The following is a 24,039-nucleotide window of genomic DNA, read 5'->3' as shown; positions in this document are numbered from 1 at the left end:
GGGTGTTAAAAATGTATGATGAATTAACATGTGAAAGACAGAATCTGTATGAATGATTCTGTCTTTACAATCTAAAACAAAAAATAACTAATGAAACAAATCTATTAGTAGAACTTGGTTTGTGATTAATATCCGGAATTTTGTTTTAAAGTTCCTCCAGAAGAGTTTATCGCATCGAGGGGAATAGGGTAGTATTCGCTTTTCCCCTGAGTAAAACTAGCTCCATTAAGGTAAACGCGTTTTGAAGATTCTTCACTAATGTATTTGTTTAATACCTGTGGAGCTACTCCCCAACGTACCAGATCAAAAAATCGATGTCCTTCTGAGGCTAATTCTAATCTTCTTTCAAAACGAACCGCTTTAATGGCATATTCCTGGTCAGGAAATGATGTGTATTCATTGATTACATAGTTTGCAGCTGGTGTTCCGTCGGGGTTTTTAACAAATCCATCTGGATTTGCAGCTCTAGCTCTTATTCTGTTTACAAGATTCATGGCATCGGTTAATTGACCATCCTGGGCATATACTTCTGCTCTCCATAATAATACGTCAGAATATCTTATTAACGGTGTGTTAATCGCATTGTATTGTGGCAATCCAGCGGCAGACATTGAGCCTTCCTGAGATTTTAATATTTCATGTTTCTTACCAACATATGGCCCTCCGTTAGATTGATCACGTGTCCATCTCGATCCGGGCATAATTCCCCAACCTAAATATTCTATACCTCTTCTACCTACTGTCCAGTCTAATCTTGGATCTAGATTACCGATATATGGTGTAAAAGGTTGATCCGATGTGATTCCCTGATCGTTAGTAATATCAGAGTCATTAAAAGAATCTAATAGTGGTAAACCATTAGCATCTGTTTTAAATGCATTTACCAAATTTTGGCTAGGTTGAAAAAAACCACAACATCCCCCACCAGGAGCATCAGGAGCATATGGGTGGTTTAATCTATTACCCCTATTACCATTAATAAACCCATCTCCTCCGTCATTTACAGAGTTTTGAACAGCAAATACAGATTCTGAATTATTGTCTTTTTCAGCATTAAAATTATCATGATAATTAGGAACCAATTGAAACGGTCCTTCATTAATAATATTATCTAAAATTGGCCTTGCTGCGGTATAATCATTTTGAAACATATGTGCTTTTGCCAGATATGCTTTAGCTATCCATGAGGTAGCTCTACCAGCATCATCCTGGCTTTCGGGAAGATTGTTTATTGCATATGTTAAATCTTCTTCTATTTGTGGCCAGATATCGGTATCATTAGATGGAGTAGTGGTTAGTCCTTCTTTCATAAAAGGTATATTGTTCCATATTTTTTTTGCATCCATATGATAATGTGCTCTTAGGAAACGTGCTTCTGCACCCAGAACTGTTAAATCTTCTTCTAGAGTCCCTTTTTCTATAGCTTTGGTAATTGATTCTATCGTTTGATTTGTTCTGGAAATACCTTCAAATAAAGATTCCCATTTTCTGGATAGATAAATGTTTGTTGTTCCCGAAGAGAAACGCTCAACATCATTCAATTGAGGCTGATCATCTATAGACGAACCTTTATGAAAATCATCAGAGGCTACATCTCCAAGAGCCCAGTTAGATGCAGGTGCCCAGAAATAACCAGGGTTTCCATCCAAAATAGCATAGGCGCTGATAAGTTGTTGGTCGACCCATTCTTTGTTAAATTCTATTACTCCTTCAACAAGAGATCCTTGTGGTTCGATGTCTAGTTCTTTCTCGCAAGAAATCACTAGTAACGTAACGAATACAAATAAGATTATTTTTTTCATCTGTTTATATTTGATTTTTTTTGATTATTGTGTAGAATGAGCAATAGGATCATCATTGGTTTCATCTTCATTTGTTTGTCTGTGCTCAATTTTACCTCGTTTTTTATTTATAAAGCAAGATTAACACCTAGTATAAAGGTTCTTGCTACGGGATATGCACCTCTATCAATACCGATATCCAGGTTTACAGAATCGCCACCGTATTGCTGTAAGTTGATTTCAGGATCTAATCCAGAGTATTTGGTCCAGGTATATAGGTTTTTGGCTTGTACAAAAAACCTTAATTTCGAAATATTTAGTTTAGATGTTAATCGTTCTGGTAAGCTATACCCTAATTGAATATTTTTAAGGCGAAGGTATGACCCATCCTCTATATAATAGTTGCTAGCACTAGAATAGTGTTCTGCGGGGTTATTAGAAAGTCTAGGTAAAGTAGCACCTGTATTAGAGGGGCTCCAGGAGTTCAGATAATTTCTGCTTTTTGCTCCGGGAAAACTGTTGTAATCTGTAAAGAATTTAGTGAAATTATAAATATCATTCCCCTGGCTTCCCTGGAAGAATATTCCCAAGTCAATATTTTTGTATTCTGCCCCCAAATTAAAACTATATGTAAAATCAGGATGAGGATTTCCTATAAAATCTCTATCGTCGTCATTAATCACTCCGTCATTATTAACATCTCTATACTTAAATGTTCCTATCTCTTTTCCTAGGTAATCACCAGTAGCTGCAAGTTCTGCGTCGTTCTGGATGATACCATCAATAATAAAACCATGAAATGAAGCAATAGGATGACCAGTTTGTGTTCTAGAAGGCCTGGTTTCTCGCGCTAAATTTCCTTCTAAGAAATAATTTGGATTGTTTCCTAATTCTTTTACTGTGTTTTTGTAAGTAGAGATATTTATTGAAGCGTGGTACTTTAGATTTTCGTTAATTTGGTCGTTATATCCCAGAGAAAAATCAAACCCTTTATTTTCTACCGACCCTGCATTGATGTATTTAGCCTGAGCAAGACCTATAAGAGTTACATTGGCTTGATCCTGAACTAATAATTTTTTTGTTAATGCATTATAGTACTCAAAGCTGAATGTTAATTTTCGATCAAGTAAAACACCATCAATTCCGATGTTCTTTGTTGTCGTTGTTTCCCACTCCAAATCCGGGTTTCCAAATATGAATAAGCTATATCCAGGTGTTACATTAGAATTGTTTCCTCCTATATCATAATTGCTATTATCATTATTGATATATTGACTAAAAATTCTGCCTTGAGGAATACTTTCGTTTCCTAATTCTCCGTATCCAGCTTTTATTTTAAGATCATTTATAAACGATAGGTTTTTCATAAAATTTTCACTAGATATTCTCCATGCAGCACTATATGAAGGGAAATAATCTGATCTTTTGTTTTGAGCAAATTTTGAAGTAGCATCTCTTCGTAGAGAAAATGATAATAAATACTTATCGTTGTAGCTGTAATCTACTTTTCCGAAGCTAGAGAAGTATCCACTTTTAATCCCACTACCATTATTATCTCTAGAACCGGTTCCTCTATCCAAATATCTATAATCTAGTTCGTCGGTAAAGAAATCAGTTCTTGAAGCACTTAGGAATTTTCTTTGTGTTTTATTAGATTCTGTTCCTAACATGGCGTTAATAGAATGGTTTCCTATGTTTTTAGAATAACTAAGGGTATTATACCATGTAGAAGAGATGGTATAATCGTTACTTTCTATTAATCGATTAACAGAATTTGGTTCTGCAACTTCTGGGTTAAGAAAAACATAAAAAGAACTATTGTTATTGTTGTAGTCTAGTCCTATGTTAGTTTTAAAAGTAAAATCGTTTAAAAAGTCTAGTTCTGCATATGCATTACCAATTGTTCTGTAGCTTCTTTGCAGGTTGTTTTTGTTTCGGGTTGCACTGGCTACAGGGTTAATACCATTACCTAATCCCGGACTTTGTGGGCCGGCATAATTACCTGCAATATCGTATACAGGAATGATAGGTTGTGCTCTATATAAGAAAGAAATATCTCCTCCGGTAGATTGATTTCCAACAGAACCAACTCTGTCAGAATAAGAAAGGTTAAACGATTCTCCTATTCTGAAATTATCAGTTATTTTAAATTCTGAATTTGCTCTTAATACATATCTGTTGTAGAAAGTATGCAAGGCTACACCTTCTTGTTTTAGTGCACCCATTCCGACATGAAATTTTGCGTTTTCAGACCCTCCAGATAATCCCAGATTATAATTTTGAACAAAAGCGTCATTAAAATACTCATCAAACCAATCTGTACCTTGTTTATTTGCTCTGGTAATCTTATTGGTTTGAGCGTCATATGTGGATAGATCTGCAGAATCTGCTCCAGCGGGGGTTAAATAGTTTGGCAATACAGGAGTACTTCCGTTACCATACTGAGGGTGAGAAGGAGCAAAGCCATCGTTATTAAAACGGGTCCAAATAACATTTGCAGTCTCCTGAGGAGATAATAAATCTGGAAAAGCAGATTTTACAACGTTGTCAATTCCTAGACTTGTGTTAAATGTAAACTTAGTTTTGCTATTATACTTACCTCCTTTGGTGGTGATAAGGATTACCCCATTAGCAGCTCTAAATCCATAAATAGCAGAAGAGGACGCATCTTTTAGTATCTGCATAGATTCAATATCTGCTGGATTTAACTGGTTAATTCCTGTAGTTGTTGGTGTACCATCAATTACATAAAGAGGGTCATTGTTGTTAATTGTTCCAAATCCTCGTATTCTTACCATTGCAGATCCTCCAGGACCTCCTTCAGAACCTACAGTAACTCCTGAAGCTAATCCTTGCAAAGATTGCTCAATATCGACGGGAGTAGTGGCGGCGAGATCTTCTGCTTTGATTACAGTAACAGATCCGGTTATATTTCTTACCGATTGTTTTGAATACCCGGTAACTACAATTTCTTCTAGTTGGTTAGAACTCTCTTGCATGGAGATGTTGTGTTCTCCCGAATCTAATACCGTAATACTTTGAGTTTCCATTCCTAGATAACTAAATAACAATGTGTCTCCTGATGAGGCTGTTAATGAATAGTTTCCGTCAAAATCGGTTTGTGTTCCTGTAGAAGAGTCTTTTATAATAATGTTTACCCCTGGTAATAACATTCCCGTATTATCTGTTACTTTTCCAGTAATTGTAATTTCCTGGGCGGTAACCATATTGGTAAATGACATGAAGGTAAGCACAAAAAATAGATATCCTAATTTATTCTTCATATTAAAATTGGTTTAGTTAATAATTTGACTGCTGATTTCTCTAATAAACTCTTAATCAATTGGCGTTTCTAAAAGATTAACAATGCGTTATGTTTAAGAGGATTATTGTTTTCAAATTTATAATATGAAGACTAATATTTGTATTTTGGTATAAATATTAGTGATTTTTATGGTGAAAATTTATTTATAAAGTTTTTTTGTCTTTTTGTAATGTGTATTATTGTGTTATTAAGTTTTTTTTCGTGTTAAAATTCTACTTCTGTTTTAATAAAAATGAACATATATGTGCTTTTATACAGATTTAATGTGTTCAAAATGTTAATTTGATATAAAATTCACTTCTAACTAAGTTTATGATTTGTTTCTTAAATATGAGTATATTTAGTTAAATAGATTGAATAAATGAATAATTGTAATAAAAAAAGCTTTATTATTATAAAATAAAAGTATTTTTATCTGAATAGTGTAATTATATAAATAATATGGAAATGTTAGATAATACAGACAAAACTATTTTGCGTATCCTTCAAAGAGATTCTAAAAAAACTGCGAAGGAAATAGCGAATCTTTTGAACTTAACTGTTTCTCCTATATATGAGAGGATAAAACGTTTAGAAAGTAAAGGGTATATAGAAAAATATGTTGCAATTGTGAATAAGAAGATGGTTGGTCTGCCCATTACAGCATTTTGCCAGGTGTCTCTACAATCTCATGGAGAATCATTTATTGATAAGTTTGAAAATCAAATAAAAAATCTGAAAGAAGTTCAAGAGTGCTTTCATATGGCAGGACAGGTAGATTTTTTACTAAAAATAAATATGCCAAGCTTAGAAGAATATCATGAGTTTATGCGTTCTAAGTTATCAAAAATTGATAATATCGGAGTCCTGAATACTACTTTTTCTTTAAAGGTGATTAAGCATACTTCAGAATATTATTTATAAAAACACCTGCACAATAAAGTAGCAGGTGTTTTATAATTCTAATTAACTATGGTATAGTATAAACCGGTGTTATCGCTTTATAAATCTATTTCTATATATGGTTTTTCCATATCGTTTTACAATTATAAAATACATTTTACTTTCTAAATGATCTAGACTTAGTACGCTTCCCGAAGTTTTTTCTGTAAAAATTAGAGCGCCTTGAGTATCATAAATTTCAAAAAGTAAAGAGGTGTTTTTTAGGTTTTGTGGTTTTACAAAAAGCAATTTATCTTTTACTGGATTAGGATATGACTTTAAATTGAATGTGTCTTCAGGATTTTTGTTTTCTACTGTTTGAAGATTGCTTCGATTGCTACCCCCACAATCCAGGTTCCATGGATAATCACCGTCGTAATCAAGAGTGTTACCATTATTGATATAGTTTTTGTATTCATTCCATACCGTTTCTACACCTTTTCCAAGGATATCTTTAAAAGCATTATCAAAAGACCATGAGTTTCCTAACTCTTTTGCTGCTTTATTAAATTTATAAATAAAATTCTTGTCATATTTTAGCGTAACATATTGCAGGAAAAAACCTGTTGTAGTATATCCACCTAACCATTTCCTGGAATCATTTACATTTGGAGTTCTGGTTTGATGAAATCCTGCATATATCCTTACTCCATCTGCTATACCTTCTGTATATGCCCAAAAAGGAGAAGATCCGTCATATGTTCCTCCTGTAGTAGGGGAGTAATTATAGCCATGAGTTACTTCGTGAAATAGTATCCCATCGATTTCATCTTTTATAACCTGCGAATTGTTCCCCGAATCTCTATAGATTTTTGCCAGATGTTGTGTGCTCACTTCTATGGTCATTTGATCACCATCTCCAAATTTATGAGCTACAAAATCTTCATTTTTTAAGTTGAATTTTAATAGTCTAAATTTTGGAGCATCTGCAGAATTACGATACAGGATTTTAGCTACATCCAGACAGCGTTGTTTCATATAGCTTTCTGCATTAGGGATCACCTGGTTAAATACTTGTGATCCAATAGTTGATCCATCAAAATCTCTAAATTCTACTCTTGGAGTAAGAAAATCATTCCCCCATGAGCAAGAACCTCCATCGGTAGAACTTTCTTTTCCGAACAATTCGAGTTCAGATAATTGTAGAATAGTTCCACTATTGTTTCTAATTGATAATCGATAATAGTTGTAAGAAGAAGTAGTGCTTACCTGAAAACTTCTTTTTTGATTTCTATTCGGGAAATCCTGATTAGATCTTTGATCAATATTTTGCCAGGAACTTCCGTTGGTAGACCCTTGCAGAGTCCAGCTTTTAGGATCTCTCTCTGGTGCGTCGTTCCCAGAGGTTATCGTATATGAAGATAACGTGTAACTTTTGGTTGCTTTATATTGTACCCATGCAGAAGCATTAAAAGTTAAAAACTTAGAATTAGGATTATTATCAATCAATTTAGATATATCCTCAAAAGATGGAGAATCATTATGTTGATCAGAAATGTTTCCCCCGTCATTAGTGATGTCAATAATTTCTCCTCCACCTCCATTTGAAGAAACTTTAATAATTGAGGTTTTAGTTTCTGTGTCAGACCCATCTCCGTTTGTTGCTTTAAGAGTTACCGAATAGGTTCCTTCTCTATTATACTTCACTACAGGATTAGTTTGTGTACTACTAGATGGACTACCTCCATCAAATGTCCAATTATATGAAGTAGCATCGGTTGAAGAATTAGTAAAAGACACACTTTCTCCTTCTTTTATGTTGGTTTTATTTGCTCTAAAATCAGCTATAGGAAGTTGTTGTGTGTTTTTTTCTTTTCCAAACAATTCGAGTTCAGATAATTGTAGAATAGTCCCACTGTTATTACTCATCGATAATCGATAATATTTGTAAGCAGTAGAAGAGTTAACAGTAAAGCTTCTTTTTTGATTTCTATTTGGGAAATCTTGATTAGATCTTTGATCAATATTTTGCCAGGAATTTCCATTTGTTGACCCTTGTAAAGTCCAGTTTTTCGGATCTCTCTCTGGAGCATCATTTGCAGAGGATAAAGTGTAAGAAGATAAAATATAGGATGTACTGGCTTTATACTGTACCCATGCAGATGCATTAAAGGTTAGATACTTCGAATTGATAGTATTGTCGATTAGTTTTGATATACCTTCGTTAGATGGGGAATCATTATATTGACTAGAAACTGTTCCACCGTCATTAGTAATGTCGGTTAGATCTCCATTGCTACCTCCGCAATCTAGGTTCCATGGATAATCACCGTCGTAATCAAGAGTGTTACCATTATTGATATAGTTTTTGTATTCATTCCATACCGTTTCTACACCTTTTCCAAGGATGTCTTTAAAAGCATTATCAAAAGACCATGAGTTTCCTAAATCTTTAGCTGCTTTATTAAATTTATAGATAAAATTCTTATCATATTTTAGCGTAACATATTGCAGGAAAAAACCTGTTGTAGTATATCCACCTAACCATTTCCTGGAATCATTTACATTTGGAGTTCTGGTTTGATGAAATCCTGCATATATTCTTACTCCATCTGCTATACCTTCTGTATATGCCCAAAAAGGAGAAGATCCGTCATATGTTCCTCCTGTAGTAGGGGAGTAATTATAGCCATGAGTTACTTCGTGAAATAGTATCCCATCGATTTCATCTTTTATAACCTGCGAATTGTTCCCCGAATCTCTATAGATTTTTGCCAGATGTTGTGTGCTCACTTCTATGGTCATTTGATCACCATCTCCAAATTTATGAGCTACAAAATCTTCATTTTTTAAGTTGAATTTTAATAGTCTAAATTTTGGAGCATCTGCAGAATTACGATACAGGATTTTAGCTACATCCAGACAGCGTTGTTTCATATAGCTTTCTGCATTAGGAATCACTTGGTTAAATACTTGTGATCCAATAGTTGATCCATCAAAATCTCTAAATTCTACTCTTGGAGTAAGAAAATCATTCCCCCAAATACAGGCTTGCTTACTTTGAGAAGAAAAGGTATTGTTTTCATTATTTGTAGTTTGATGTAGAGGTTGTGCACTCATTTTGAATACAAATACCATTGTTGATAACATGCTTATCCAAAGCATGTGTTTTTTGTAATTTTTCATTGCGAAGTTTGTGTTTTTTTATTAGTATTTTTTGTATAAAAACTAATAAATGTTAGTTGCAATAAAATTACAGTATTGGGGTATGTTTTCATTTTTTACGCTTAATTTCAGTGATTTTTATTCTTTTTTAGTTTTTTTTAGTCTTTTTTCTTTTTAAAAGAAGATATGTTCATTTTATAAAGTGTTTTTTATGTCAAAAAAATAACATCTCTATAGGATAAGTATAGAATATAAAAGTACTTTCTTAGGATTATCGATACATAGAGCTTTTGAATTGGTGTTTTTTTAGACGGTTTTGGTCAATCTAAAAATTGCATCATGCTACTTTATGCAAGAAGTAAATCGGGATTGTTTTTTAACAAAATAGAGGGTAAACACTTGATTATACTATGCGTATATATGCTATGATATAGTATCTCTTATCTCCTATAATATGGAAGAGCATTCTTCAGAAACGTATTCATTCGTTTCATTTAGAACAGTATTTTCTTCTTTTACTATTCATAAGAATCTGCATCTAATTTTAGAGTTTTTAGTGATTGTATAATCTTCATTGGTTTGTTAAAATCAAAGAAAAATATGTAAAGATTAGTACTAAAATATCCATATATAATACTTTATTAATCCAAATGATGGTAATACCATAACTCTAAGATATATTTCGCTTCGAAATAATCAATCTTAAAATAATATGGAAAAAAAAGTAGACAAAAATCAGTTTTCCAAGCTTTTTTTGATAAAAGTCTGGAAACTAAACTTTACAAAAATCGTAAACAAAACTAAAATCCCATATCCTTCTTTCTAAGACATTATAAAGGAGGCTACTAAGAAAAGGCAGGTAGAAATAACATTTTAAAAGTTAATTATAGTTGTATTTCTAAGGCTTAAATCTTTCTACAAAATTATGGGTCAGGCACTTGGGAAAACGCCAAAAGATCCGTCAAATAATTTTAAAATTTAATAAAACAAACTAATGAACACAAAAATTAATCTTTCGGTTATACTCATGCTGATTTTTTGTACAATAAGTTTTGCACAAGAAAAAACAGTATCCGGTAAAATAACAGAGGATTCTGGGATTCCTCTTCCAGGAGTAAATATTCTAGTCAAAGGAACATCAACTGGCGCATTGTCTGATTTTGATGGTAATTACTCTTTGCAGGTAGAAGCAGGTCAAACACTTGTTTTTTCTTATCTGGGTTTTAAAACAGAAGAAAAACTGGTAGGAAATGAGGCTACAGTCAATATGATTATGTATCAAGATGCTACTTCACTAGATGAAATTGTAGTAACAGCTCTTGGTATAAGTAGATCTAAAAAATCTTTGGGATATGCAACTCAACAGATAGAATCAGAAGATATTAGCAAAGCTAAAGGTGTAAACTTTGTAAATTCATTGTCTGGTAAACTTGCTGGAGTTACTGTTTCTAGAAATAATAATTTCGGAGGGTCAACCAATGTAATCATCAGGGGATATTCTTCTTTAACTGGTAATAACCAACCTTTATTTGTGATTGATGGTACTCCGATTAGTAATCGAATTAACAATTCTAGAAACTCTACAGCGGGTAGAGGAGGATATGATTATGGTAATGCAGCGTCAGATATTAATCCAGATGATATAGAAACTATAAACGTTTTAAAAGGAGCTGCTGCTTCTGCATTATATGGATCTAGAGCAGGAAACGGAGTAATTATAATCACAACAAAAAAAGGAGCTAAAAATAAAGGGTTAGGGATAACAATTAATTCAAACACTACATTTAGTAAATTTGATCCTAAGACATTTGCGAGATACCAAAAAGAATACGGGGGAGGTTATGGAGCTTCTTTTGTACAGGAAGATGTAGACGGAGATGGTATTTTAGATAATGTTGTAGATACAGGAGGTGATGCTTCTTGGGGACCAAGATTTGACCCTAATCTCTCAGTATACCAATGGGGAGCTTTTTTTCCAGAAAATCCTAATTATCGTACTCCTACACCTTGGGTAGCAGCAAAAAATGACCCTACTTCTATTTTTCAGACAGGTTTGTTGCAATCAACCAGTATTAGTGTTGATGGTGCTACAGACAAAGGAGATTTTAGATTAGGATTTACCAATGTAGAACAAACAGGTATTTTACCCAACAGTTTAATTAAAAGGCAAACGGTAGATTTTGGTGGAAGTTATAGGTTGACAGATAAAGTCACAGCAAGAGCAAAGGTTACATATACCAAAAATAGCGGGCGAGGTAGATTCGCAACAGGATATGACGAAAACAGTGTTTTACCTGGATTGCGACAATGGTACCAAACAAATGTTGATTTAAGAGAGCAGCGAGATGCGTATTTTAGATTAAGAAGAAATGCTACTTGGAATATACGATCATCGGCACGTACAGGTGACGATCCTTATGCTCCAAGACCACAATATTGGGATAATCCATATTGGACATTATATGAAAATTATCAAACAGACGGTAGAGATCGTGTCTTTGGAAACGTAGCTCTAACATATAAAGTGAATGATTGGTTTGATATTTTGGGAAGAGTAACTATGGATAGGTTTGATGAAATAAGAGAAGAAAGAGTAAACGTTTCTAGTTTCAATCCATCTAATTATAATAGATTTAATGGGTTTTTTAGAGAAATGAACTATGATATGATAGGGAACTTTAATTTTGATATTACTGAAAAACTTAATTTTAAAGGACTTCTGGGGATGAACCTTACCAGAACAAATAGAAGTTCTATTTTTGCACAAACAAATGGAGGACTTAATACTTTTGGATTTTACTCTTTATCCAATTCGGTAAATCCAATAGCGCCACCTATAGAAAGAAAGTCTAGTATGGGGGTTAATGGGTATTATGCCAGTGCATCATTTGGTTATGATGATATATTATTCTTAGATGCAACCTACAGGATAGATCGATCATCAACTTTACCAGATGGTAAAAGACAATTTACTTATCCATCAATTTCTACTAGTTTTCTTTTTTCTAACCTCTTTACAAGTGATTGGTTAAATTTCGGAAAATTGAGGTTGAACTATGCCGAAGTGGGTAATAGTGCTGGTGTACTTCTTGTAGACGATGTATATACTTTTGTTAATGGTTTTGCAGGACAATCTCTTTTCTCATTGCCAAATAATAAAAACAATCCTACACTTAAGAATGAAACCGTTATAAGTTATGAGGCAGGATTAGAAATGAAGCTTTTTAAGAATAGATTTGGGTTTGATATAACAGCATATCAAACAAATAGTAAAGATCAAATTCTTCCATTAGATATATCTACTTCTACAGGATTTAATTCGAAAATTGTAAATGCTGGTGAAATAGAAAATAAAGGATATGAAGTTAGTCTTTTTGGAACTCCAATTAAAACCGAAAACTTTGAATGGAATATCAATGTAAACTGGAGTACCTATAAAAGTGAAGTAGTTTCATTATTGGATGGAATTGATAATTTAAGTTTATCAGGAACATTACAAGAAGACGTTTCTATTAATGCCACTGTAGGAGAACCTTATGGTACGATTAGAGGATCTAGTTTTAAATATCTTAATGGCCAGCGAGTTGTTGATGAAAACGGATACTACGTGACTAATGAAGAAAATGGAGTGATTGGTAACATAATTCCAGATTGGAATGGAGGAATCAACAATACGTTCAGGTATAAAAATGCTTCGCTTAGTTTCTTAATTGATATGCAAAAGGGAGGGGATATCTACTCTCTTGATCATACCTATGGATATGCTACGGGAATATTTCCTGAAACCGCAGGACTTAATGATTTAGGTAATCCTGTAAGAGATGCTGTTGCCGATGGAGGAGGAATAATTGCCCCTGGTGTTAGAGAAGATGGGACTCCTAATACAGTGAGAACTCCGGTAAATAGTTTTGATAGCCCATTTATTTATTACAGATCAACAGATGAACAGGATGTTTATGATGCTTCTTTTGTAAAATTAAGAGAAGTGATATTCTCTTATTCACTACCAACAAAATTATTAGATAACCTACCTATTAATGATGTAGTGGTTTCTGTAATTGGTAGAAACCTATGGATTATTGACAAAAACATTCCATATTCTGATCCAGAAGCAGGATTAAGTGCAGGTAACTTACAAGGGTTTCAATCTTCTGCATATCCCACATCTAAAGAATATGGTTTTAACCTAAAAGTAAAATTCTAAAAAAATGAAAAATAGTAAAATTTTAACCATACTATTCTGCTTGTTTATGATCTTTTCCTGTAAGGTAGATGATCTTAATGTGAGCGATAAACAGATTTCAGACGTTCCTTCGTCAACATTATTTACTAATGGACAACGAAATTTGGTTGACCAAATGGTGACTCAAAGTATTTTTGATAATCATTTGAAATTTTATGCTCAATATTGGGCGGGTACAGGTTTTATAGGTCCAGAAACTAATTTTCAAGATCTTAAGAGTTTTCCACAAAATTATTGGAATACACTTTATAGAGATGTTCTAAGTGACCTTAACGAAGCGGCTCGATTAATTCCCGAAGAAGAAATATTCGGTTTTACTGAAATAGATAAACAAAATAGATTAGCGATTATCGAAATTTTGAAAGTATATACTTTTCATGTCTTGGTAGATCTTTTTGGAGATGTTCCTTACTCAGAAGCTCTGTCTTTAGATGAAAATATCTTAAACCCGATATATGATAATGATCAGAATATTTATACTAATATTATAAATCAGTTAAATACTGCTATTGGTAACCTTAATGCTTCCGGACAATCATTTGGTGATTCAGATTTGATGTATCAAGGAGATGTCTCTAAATGGACAAAATTTGCAAATTCCTTAAAGTTACGTTTAGCACTTAGGATTGCTGATGTAGATGCTAATCAAGCAGGAACACTAGCAACAGAGGCAGTTAATTCTGGGGTGTTTACATCTAATAACGATAACGCTTCATTAAGCTACGAATCGACAACACCTAATACAAATCCAATATGGGAAACTCTTGTAAATAGTGGTAGAGAAGATTATGTTGTTGCAGAAGCAATAGTAGATATTATGCAACCGATTAATGATCCAAGACAATCTGCTTATTTTGATAATAACCTTACTCCTTATGTTGGAGGAGTGCTAGGAAACCTTAATGTGTTTGATAATTTTACACATATTGGTACTGCATTTCACCAACCAGATCTAGAAGGATTATTGCTTGATTATGCAGAAGTAGAATTTTTATTGGCAGAAGCTGCAGAACGTTCTTTGGTTGGATCTCCGGCAGATGCAGAAAATCATTATAATAATGCCATTACAGCATCTATTACGTATTGGGGAGGTTCATCTGGTGATGCAACAACCTATCTGGCAGAAGCAAATGTAGCTTACACAACTGCAACTGGAAACTATAGACAAAAGATAGGAACTCAACAATGGATCGCTTTTTATAATAGAGGTTTCGAAGGATGGTCGAGTTATAGAAGATTAGGTTTCCCTAATTTGAATGATAGTTCAGAAGGTAATCCTATCCCGAGAAGAATAAAATATCCCATTAGAGAATATAACACTAATGGTACCAATGTAACAAATGCTGCTTCAAATATTGGAGGAGATGAATTAAGTACCAAAATATTCTGGGATGTGAATTAGAGATATAGAACTCATTTTTAATTTGTGATAGTCCTTTCCCTCTTAATAGACAAGTTAGCCTGTCAATTGAGAGGGAATTTCATTTATAAAGCAATATTAAAAACACAGTTTCATTTTTTTATAATCTGAATGAATATTAATCAAAAAATCAATATTCAACGTTATGTAGGTTAATTTAGTACCATACATGGATAATTTCTAGGTACTTTGCACTTTAAATTCATGGTATATTTGACCCGAAATATTAAACCACAATTATGGCTATAAATTGGAAAGGCGTAATGCCAGCAGTAACAACTAAATTCAATAATGAGGATACTTTAGACCTAGATATGTTTGAAGTTAATATCAATGCTCAACTAGAAGCTGGAGTTCACGGAATTATTCTGGGAGGAACGCTGGGAGAAGCTAGTACATTAAGTGATGCGGAAAAAAGAACTTTGGTAAAAAAGACGGTTAACATTGTTAATGGCAGAGTTCCTGTAATCATGAACATTGCAGAGCAAACCACCAAAAATGCAATCGATGCAGCTGCAAAAGCAAAAGAAGATGGAGCTCAGGGATTAATGATGTTACCTCCAATGCGTTACAAAGCAGGAGATCGCGAAACAGTAGTGTATTTTAAAGAAGTAGCTAAAAGTACAGAGTTACCAATTATGGTGTATAATAACCCTGTAGATTATAAAATTGAAGTAACTCTGGATATGTTCGAAGAGTTATTAGAAATGGATAATATACAAGCTGTAAAAGAATCTACAAGAGATATATCTAATATTACAAGAATCAAAAATAAATTCGGAAATCGCCTAAAAATCCTTTCTGGTGTTGATACTCTAGCCTTAGAGAGCCTTTTAATGGGAGCAGATGGTTGGGTTGCCGGACTTGTAGATGCATTTCCTGCAGAAACCGTTGCTATTTACGAATTACAAAAAGCAGGACGAATTAAAGAAGCACTTGAGATATATAGATGGTTTTTGCCTTTGTTAGAATTAGATATCAATGCAAAACTAGTACAAAATATTAAGCTTGCAGAAGTAGCTACGGGAATCGGTACCGAAAATGTACGTGCACCAAGATTACCACTTGTTGGCGAAGAACGTAAAAATGTCCTTAGTATTATTGAAAATGGATTAAAAACAAGACCTACTTTACCAGAGTATAAAGAACTAAATGCTGTAGTGAGTTAGATTTTTTTTGCCCCAAATACCTTGTTTTTATTTTAATCAATTTTATTATTAATTCATTTTACACTAAAACCATTAACCAATATATGATAACCGGAAAAAATTATATAGGAAATAGATTATCGGCAACAGGATCCGTTTCTCGTAAAACATTCAACCCAAAACTAAATATTGAGAACGAATACGAATTTTATGAGGCTACTTTAGAAGAAGTAGATGAAGCGACAGAACTAGCACATCAGGCTTTTAAAGAATATAGAAATGTTACAGGAGCTAAAAGAGCAGAATTCTTACATGCTATTGCAGATGAGATTTTGGCTTTAGATGATGAATTGATTCGGGCATATACCTCAGAAACAGGATTGCCAGAAGGAAGAGCAATAGGAGAAAGAGGTCGAACAGTTTTCCAATTACGTTCTTTTGCAGAATTGGTTTCTAATGAAGAGTGGCGAGAAAATACAATCGATTTGGCAGATACTAACAGAACACCTGCACCTAAACCAGATATTAGAAAAACTAATATTCCCTTAGGACCTGTAGTAGTATTTGCAGCGAGTAATTTTCCTTTGGCATTTTCTACTGCAGGAGGAGATACAGCCAGTGCACTAGCTTCAGGATGCCCGGTAATCGTTAAATCACATGCCATGCATTCCGGAACAGGAGAACTGGTGTCATCTGCTATCATCAAAGCAGCCGAAAAAACAGGAATGCCAAATGGCGTTTTTTCAAATATTACCGGAAGCGGAAGAGTAGTAGGAGCTGCCCTGGTAAAACATTCAAAGGTAAAAGCTGTTGGTTTTACAGGAAGTATCTCGGGAGGAAGAGCTTTATTTAATCTGGCTGCTAACAGAGAAGAACCAATCCCTGTTTTTGCAGAAATGGGAAGTGTTAATCCTGTAATTATTACACCCGAAGCAATTACCAAAAGAGCAGACGAAATTGCAACTACATATGCTAATTCTATTACAGTGGGTACAGGTCAGTTCTGTACAAATCCTGGGCTAATCCTGACAATAGATGGTGATCATACCAGAAACTTTATCAAGGACCTGGCAGAAAAAAGTACTGCGATAGCTCCCCAGTGTATGTTACATCCTAATATAAAAAGAGATTATGTAGAAAATAGAACGACCATATCTTCTCAATCAGGCGTAGAAGTCGTAGCTTCTTTAACCGAAGAAGTAGAACCTAATTTTGCCCCTACTCAAATTTCTGCTGTTTCTGGAGCTGATTTTTTAACTAATCCAAAAATGCATCAGGAAGTCTTTGGCCCTTTTTCATTAGTAGTTAGATGTAAAGACGAAGCAGAACTTGTTGAAATTATTAATAATCTCGAAGGACAATTAACAGGAACTATCCTGGCAGAAAAATCAGAGTATCAAAACTTAGGTAACATCGTTGATGCACTTCAAGACAGAGTTGGACGTGTAATTTTTAATGGAGTGCCTACAGGAGTAGAAGTTTGTCCTTCTATGACACACGGAGGCCCATATCCGGCATCATCAGATTCTAGATTCTCTGCCGTAGGAACAAATGCTATAAAGCGATGGGTAAGACCGTTTAGCTATCAGGATTGGCCAAACGAATTGCTTCCAAATGCACTTAAAAATGAAAATCCTGATGAAATCATCAGAACTGTAGATGGAACTCATTCTAATGAGAAAGTGTAAGTTTTGACTCTAGAACAATAACCTAATAGCAATCTGTTTAAATGTTGGTATTGTTAAGTTTATAATCAAGAGGGTATGGTTCTTTATCATACCCTTTTGGTCTAAACGTATAAAAGAATAGGGCATAGAAATGAATTTTGTTTACAAAAAAAACAGAAAAAAGAATGAAATAAATAAAACAACTTATAAATTGACGGCTGTACCTTTACTAACGAAACAAGAAGAGGTGCAACAGGAAAACAACTATTAACCATTTTATTCGGATAGAATTTCTAATATGCGCTACGAAAGTTTACCAAATACCGTTTTTATACAGAATCGAAATAATTTTACTTCCAAAACTCTGGAGAATACGATCACTATTCTCACGTCTAATGATATCAAGCATACCAATGCAGATGATGTTATGGGGTTTGCCCAAAACAATGATTTATTTTATTTATCAGGAATAGATCAGGAAGAAACAATACTGGTGTTATATCCAGATGCTTATAAGCCAGAAAATAGGGAGATTTTGTTCATAAAAGAAACGAGTGAGCATATTAAAATCTGGGATGGTGAGAAATTAACCAAAGAAGAAGCTGGTCAGATTTCAGGAATCCGACGAATAGAATGGGCACATGATTTTGAAAAAACACTTCAAATAATGGCCTTCGAAGCAGATGGTTTTTATTTAGGACATAACGAGCACATAAAGCGAATTACATATAACAAACAAACACAACAGGATCGAATGATTAACTGGTGTAAAGAAAAATACCCTTTGCACCAGTATCATCGAGCCGCCAAAATCACAAGAGCTTTACGCCCTGTTAAATCAAATGAAGAAATTGTGCAGATACAAAAAGCTGCAGATATTAGTATCGAAGGTTTTTATAGAGTGCTCAACACAGTAAAACCAGACTGTAAAGAGTATGAATTAGAAGCAGAATTAACGTATGCACTCCTTAAAAATGGAGGGACAAGACATGCTTTTAAGCCTATTGTAGCTTCAGGAAAAAATGCTTGTGCATTACATTATAATACCAATGATAATACTTGCCAGGATGGCGATATGATACTCCTGGATTTTGGAGTTTGCTATGGTAATTATAATAGTGATACCACACGTTGTATTCCTGTAAATGGTAAATTTTCAGATCGACAAAAAGAAGTGTATACAGCAGTGTTACATTGTTTAAAGGAAGGGAGTAAATTACTTAAGCCGGGAGTGATCCCAGCAGATTATGAAAAACAAATGGCCAGTTTAGTCGAAGAGCAACTGATCAAAATTGGAGTTCTCGATGCTTCTGAAGTTGCCACTCAAAACCCGGATCAACCTTTGTATAAAAAGTATTTCATGCATGGTACAGCACATCATCTTGGGTTAGATGTTCACGATGTAGGTCTGTATTCCAGGGCTTTAGAACCGGGGATGGTACTTACTTGTGAACCTGGTATCTATATTCCCGAAGAAGGAATAGGTTGTCGCCTAGAGAATGATTACCTCATTACAGAAACTGGAAATACAAATCTCACACAAGCTATGCCTATTGAAATTGATGAAATTGAAAAGTCGATGACAGCGTAGTATTTAATTACAAAATTATAAATTATGAATGCATTAGGAATAGGCGGTTCTTCTATCGAAAAAGAATTAAATGCAATACAGCCAAAAGCTCATCTTGCTAAACCCATTCAAAAAGAAGAATTTCAAGCCAGAATACATAAAGCTTGCGATCTTATGAAAAAGCAGGGAATTCCTGTAGTATATCTGCATGCAGGAACAAATCTATTTTACTTTACAGGAATGCGATGGAATCCGAGTGAGCGAATGGTCGGAGCATTACTGTTTCCTGATGGTGAGATGCATTATATAGGTCCTAAATTTGAAGAAGGAACTATTTTGGATTTTATGTTAATAAAAGGCCCTGTTCATTGCTGGGAAGAACATGAAAGTCCATATACCTTATTTGTGAATATTCTTAAAAAGAAAAATATTAGTGGTAAGGATGTGGCTATGGATGAAGCAACACCCTTTTTTATTATTGATGGAATCCTAAAAGAACAATCTGCTTATCATCTAATTAATGCCAAACCAATCACAGCAGGGTGCAGAATGATAAAATCTGAAGCAGAAATTGCCATCATGCAAACTGCAATGGATATTACGATGGAAGTACAACAAGCTGCAGCACGAATACTGAAACCTGGGATTAGTGCTAAAGAAGTTACTGATTTTATTAATGAAGCTCATAAACGATACGGTATTCCTTCGGGGTCATACTTTTGTATCGTATTGTTTGGTGTAGATTCTTCTTTCCCTCATGGTGTAAAAGCACCAAAAGATTTAGAAGAAAACGAAATAGTATTGGTTGATACAGGATGTGTCCTTCATGATTATATTTCAGATATTACCCGAACATATGTATATGGTGAGATTAATGAGTTACAACGTAAGATATGGAATCTTGAGAAAGAAACTCAACTCTCTGCATTTGCTTCTGCTCAATTAGGAGAACCATGTGCTGTAATAGATAATGCTTCAAGAAAAACATTAGAAACCAAAGGTCTTGGTCCTGATTATAAATTACCGGGTTTGCCTCACCGCACCGGCCACGGAATCGGATTAGATATTCACGAATGGCCATATATAGCAAGACATGAAGATGCAATTCTTACATCAGGAATGTGTTTTAGTAATGAACCTATGATATGTGTGCCCGATGAGTTTGGAATTAGATTAGAAGATCATATCTATATGACCGAAGAAGGACCAAAATGGTTTACACAACCAGCGCACTCTATTGATGATCCTTTTGGATTATCTCTATAACAGAGATAGAACTATAATAAACTATCCTAAAGTATTATTGATAATACTTTAGGATAGTTTTGTTTGTTATCTAAAAATAAATCCGTTTTTCATAGGGTCATCAGGATCGATCATAAAAGTATGCATTCCTGTGATATGTGCTGTTCCTTCAACTTGTGGTATTACTGCTTTATAGGGGCCGTACTCTTCTTCAGAAATAACAGAACCCTTAAATACAGAATCTGTGATACTTTCTATAGTCATCGTATCTCCATACTGTATTTCATTTCTCATTTTGTGAATTGCCATTCTGCCAGAAACTCCCGATCCTGTAGGACACCGATCGACTTCTCCTTCAGCAAAAATGCATACATTTCTACTATCAATATTTTCTTTTGTAGAATCTCCAATAAAAATGGTACCATATAAAAAACTAAGATCTTCTTCATAAGGATGTAAAATATTAGAATCTTGCTCCATTACGGTATGTTTTATGTCCATCCCTTTGGAAATCAATGTTCTATATGAATTTGAAGTTAAATCAAAATCAAAGTTGTTTTTAGCCATATCTACATATGCATAAAAAGCTCCTCCGTATGCTAAATCATAAATTATTTCTCCTATACCGTCTACCTTTACTTTTCTATCCAATCCAACTACAAAACTGGGAACGCAATGAAAACGAACTCCGGTCACTTTTCCATTTTTTACTTGCGTATAAGAGATGATTCGACCACAGGGAGCATCAATTTTTATCGCATTATCTCCTTCTTGATAATCGATCCAGTTCATTTCTACAGCCAATGTAGAAATCGCAATAATAGCATGACCGCACATAGTACTATATCCTTCGTTGTGTATAAACAAAATGCCAAAATCCCCATCATCATCATTAGGAGGGAGTAGGATACATCCGTACATATCGGCATGACCACGAGGTTCAAACATAAGTGAGGTACGTAAGTGATCATAATGCTCTTTACAATATCTTCTGTATTCTAATACCGAATTTCCTTTCAGTTCGGGAAACCCATCAATAATCACTCGAAGTGGTTCTCCTCCTGTATGCATATCGATGGTTTTGATTTGTAACCAATCTTTTTTTGGGTTGAAATCAGTATTTTTTAGAATGTTTAGATATGTTTTACTCATGTGTATATTGATTATAATAATAGGTAGCTGCTGCTAAATCTTCGAGGGCATGCCCTACAGATTTAAAAACAGTTATTTCACTATCACTGGTTCTTCCTTGCTTAGTCTCAGAGCAGAGTTCGAATAAATCAGCTTTGATGTCTTCTTCTTTTAGAATACCTTCTTTAAGAGGAATAACAATATCTCCACTTTCTTTAAGCCCTCCTTGATAAGTGTCTACAAAGACCGTAGCTTTTTTTATGCTTTCATTATCAGCTTCGCGCATATCTTTTTTGTAAGCTCCAACCAAATCTACATGCTGCCCGGTTTTTAAGTATTTACCCAAAACCAAAGGAGTTTTGGATAATGTTGCGCAGGATACAATATCTACTTCAGAAATTTTTTCTTCGATTGTAGGTATAGCATGGATATCAAAACTTTCTCCTTCTAATTCAATTGATATTTTTTTAGCTTTTTCATAATTCCTTCCCCAGATATAGACTGTTTTAATGGGCCTTATGCTGGCGTGGGCTTTAATTAAATTCGTAGAGAGCGCTCCTGTTCCAATCATTAATAAGGAAGAAGCATCAGTTTTAGATAAATACGATGATGCCAGGGCAGATGCCGAAGCTGTTCGTTTTACGGTTAAACTTTTTGCTTCCATTATAGCTTTTATGGTACCCTTGATGGCATCCATATATAAATATGTACCTTGGATCGAAGGTAGATCAAACTGACTATTTTTTGGACTTACCGTTACGATTTTTACTCCTGCTTCTTTACCAGGATTCCAGGCCGGCATCAACAATAGTGTAGAATCTTCCTGAACCACAGGGTTTGGGAAATCATGATGATGACGCATGGGCACCAGAATAGAATTTGATGCAAATTTGTTTTTCAATTCAGCAATTAGCTCATTAAAATTCGTGTTGTTTTCAATAAAATCGGTATTGATCTGAACAATTGTATCCATAGGTTATAAATGTAAACAAATCCCAATTCGTAATGACATACTAACTCAAATCTTATTAAAATGATACCATTCTTAGGTAATATAGTATCATTAAATCAGTGCCCTTTTAAGCTATCTTTAAAATATTAAAAATTATTTATTTTATGAATCGAACTAAGTATATATTAGTATTACTTCTTGTTAATCTTTCTCTTTTTTCTTGTAAAAGTTCGTTACCACCTACCACTGAGATATCTTTTGAGCAAAAATTAAGGAATTTGTTCCCTACGGCAGATATAAGTGCAATACAGGTGAATGATCATTTTACAGAATCGTACCGATTGATATTAAAACAGCCATTAGATCACAACAATCCAGATGCAGGAACTTTTGATCATTATGTATATATCTCTCATTCTGATTATTCGCAGCCCACAGTATTAGTTACCGAAGGGTATTCTGCAAAACATCGAACATATGAGTTGAGTACCCTGTTAAAGGCAAATCAGGTTATGGTAGAATATCGGTTTTATGGAAAATCAAGACCTAATCCAATTCCATGGAAGTATTTGACTAATGATCAGGCTATTCAGGATTATCATCTTCTGGTTACCAAACTTAAAAAAATATATACCAACAAATGGATTTCTACAGGAATAAGTAAAGGAGGGGAGACCGTATTGATTTATAAATCGCAGTACCCAAAAGATATGGATGCTGCAGTTTCTTATGTTGCTCCTTTGATTAATACTCGAGAAGACCCAAGAACAGAAGAACATATTGCTACTGTTGGAAGCAAAGAGTGCAGAACTAAGATTACTAATTTTCAACGGTTATTGTTGACTCAAAGAGAGGCTCTTTTGAAAGAAATTGATCAGCATTCGAGAAAAAAGAAAATGAGTTTTACAAAAGTACCCTCAGAAGAGGCTCTTGAATATGCAGTATTAGAATTTCCTTTTTCTTTCTGGCAGTGGGGAGGTAAGTGTGATGAAATCCCTAATGGGAATGCCGATGCTGCGACCTTGTTTACTTATCTTAATAAAGTGGTAGGAATTAGCTTCTATAATGATAAAACATATCACAACCTGTTACCTTCTTATTATCAACATATGATAGAACTTGGATATTACGGATTTGATAGTACTCCCGTACAGGATTTAATTAAAGTGGTAAAACAACCAACTAATATGAGATTTGCTCCAAAAAATGTTCTTATGGTATATGATAAGGATTATATTAAGAAAGTTAGGAATTATGTAGAGAATGAAGGAGATCATATTATTTACATTTATGGAGAGTATGACCCCTGGGGAGCGTGTTCACCTACTCCAAAACCTCATGTAAATGCCTTAAAAATGGTATTGCCCAAAGGAAGTCATAGTACCAGGATTAAAAATTTCTCAAAAGAAGATCAAAGAAAAATCTATGACAAGTTACAAACGTGGTTGTCCAAGGATGATTAAGCTATATTTGCAATAAATTTTAAGCCTGTAGCATGCTACAGGCTTAAAAAAATAATAACAGATGGTGA

The 24,039-nt window shown here is 34.1% G+C and carries 13 protein-coding genes; 8 read left to right on the top strand and 5 right to left on the bottom strand.

The features are described 5' to 3' along the window. Positions 1 to 125: 125 nt before the first annotated feature. Both NNH57_RS09285 and NNH57_RS09280 read right to left on the bottom strand, forming a co-directional pair. Positions 126 to 1,802, bottom strand: a complete 1,677-nt coding sequence (locus NNH57_RS09285; protein WP_108807784.1) for a RagB/SusD family nutrient uptake outer membrane protein — start codon at positions 1,800 to 1,802, stop codon at positions 126 to 128. Between the two features lie 107 nt (positions 1,803 to 1,909). Continuing rightward, on the bottom strand, positions 1,910 to 5,065 hold the full coding sequence (locus tag NNH57_RS09280; RefSeq protein ID WP_074408819.1) for a SusC/RagA family TonB-linked outer membrane protein: 3,156 nt from the start codon (positions 5,063 to 5,065) through the stop codon (positions 1,910 to 1,912). Between the two features lie 488 nt (positions 5,066 to 5,553). Between NNH57_RS09280 and NNH57_RS09275 the strand changes: the two genes are divergently transcribed. Then, the gene (locus NNH57_RS09275; protein ID WP_234423366.1) at positions 5,554 to 6,009 is read left to right on the top strand and encodes an Lrp/AsnC family transcriptional regulator; all 456 of its coding nucleotides are present in this window, start codon (positions 5,554 to 5,556) and stop codon (positions 6,007 to 6,009) included. 69 nt (positions 6,010 to 6,078) lie between these two features. On the opposite strand, the gene NNH57_RS09270 is transcribed toward NNH57_RS09275, so the two are convergent. Next, positions 6,079 to 9,153 carry a basic secretory protein-like protein gene (locus tag NNH57_RS09270; protein WP_108807785.1) on the bottom strand — a complete coding sequence of 1,025 codons (3,075 nt, stop codon included), beginning with the start codon at positions 9,151 to 9,153 and terminating at the stop codon, positions 6,079 to 6,081. A 973-nt stretch (positions 9,154 to 10,126) separates the two neighbouring features. On the opposite strand from NNH57_RS09270, the gene NNH57_RS09265 reads away from it, so the two are divergent. From NNH57_RS09265 to NNH57_RS09240, 6 genes are all read left to right on the top strand, one after another. Beyond that, a complete protein-coding gene (locus NNH57_RS09265; RefSeq protein ID WP_074408816.1) occupies positions 10,127 to 13,336 on the top strand; it encodes a SusC/RagA family TonB-linked outer membrane protein in 3,210 nt (1,069 codons plus the stop codon). 4 nt (positions 13,337 to 13,340) lie between these two features. Continuing rightward, complete coding sequence (locus NNH57_RS09260; RefSeq protein ID WP_108807786.1) at positions 13,341 to 14,777, top strand: SusD/RagB family nutrient-binding outer membrane lipoprotein; 1,437 nt, start codon at positions 13,341 to 13,343, stop codon at positions 14,775 to 14,777. 257 nt (positions 14,778 to 15,034) lie between these two features. Next, positions 15,035 to 15,964 carry a dihydrodipicolinate synthase family protein gene (locus tag NNH57_RS09255; protein ID WP_108807787.1) on the top strand — a complete coding sequence of 310 codons (930 nt, stop codon included), beginning with the start codon at positions 15,035 to 15,037 and terminating at the stop codon, positions 15,962 to 15,964. 83 nt (positions 15,965 to 16,047) lie between these two features. Further along, on the top strand, positions 16,048 to 17,631 hold the full coding sequence (locus NNH57_RS09250) for an aldehyde dehydrogenase (NADP(+)) (protein WP_108807788.1): 1,584 nt from the start codon (positions 16,048 to 16,050) through the stop codon (positions 17,629 to 17,631). Positions 17,632 to 17,908: 277 nt separating this feature from the next. After that, positions 17,909 to 19,201: an aminopeptidase P family protein gene (locus tag NNH57_RS09245; RefSeq protein WP_074408812.1), complete on the top strand. Its 1,293-nt coding sequence runs from the start codon at positions 17,909 to 17,911 to the stop codon at positions 19,199 to 19,201. Positions 19,202 to 19,225: 24 nt separating this feature from the next. Beyond that, positions 19,226 to 20,446, top strand: coding sequence for a M24 family metallopeptidase (locus NNH57_RS09240; RefSeq protein ID WP_108807789.1), 1,221 nt, complete (start codon positions 19,226 to 19,228; stop codon positions 20,444 to 20,446). 66 nt (positions 20,447 to 20,512) lie between these two features. On the opposite strand, the gene NNH57_RS09235 is transcribed toward NNH57_RS09240, so the two are convergent. Both NNH57_RS09235 and lhpI read right to left on the bottom strand, forming a co-directional pair. Then, a complete protein-coding gene (locus NNH57_RS09235) occupies positions 20,513 to 21,577 on the bottom strand; it encodes a proline racemase family protein (RefSeq protein WP_074408810.1) in 1,065 nt (354 codons plus the stop codon). After that, positions 21,570 to 22,529, bottom strand: a complete 960-nt coding sequence (gene lhpI / locus NNH57_RS09230; protein WP_074408809.1) for a bifunctional Delta(1)-pyrroline-2-carboxylate/Delta(1)-piperideine-2-carboxylate reductase — start codon at positions 22,527 to 22,529, stop codon at positions 21,570 to 21,572. Before lhpI ends, NNH57_RS09235 begins: the two co-directional genes overlap by 8 nt. A 143-nt stretch (positions 22,530 to 22,672) precedes the next feature. Between lhpI and NNH57_RS09225 the strand changes: the two genes are divergently transcribed. After that, positions 22,673 to 23,971: a S28 family serine protease gene (locus NNH57_RS09225; RefSeq protein WP_108807790.1), complete on the top strand. Its 1,299-nt coding sequence runs from the start codon at positions 22,673 to 22,675 to the stop codon at positions 23,969 to 23,971. Positions 23,972 to 24,039 lie beyond the last annotated feature (68 nt).

This window comes from Aquimarina spinulae, assembly GCF_943373825.1.
Lineage (GTDB): Bacteria > Bacteroidota > Bacteroidia > Flavobacteriales > Flavobacteriaceae > Aquimarina > Aquimarina spinulae.
The sequence above is the reverse complement of the archived record's forward strand: the minus strand, read 5'-3'. Positions and strand labels throughout refer to the sequence as shown.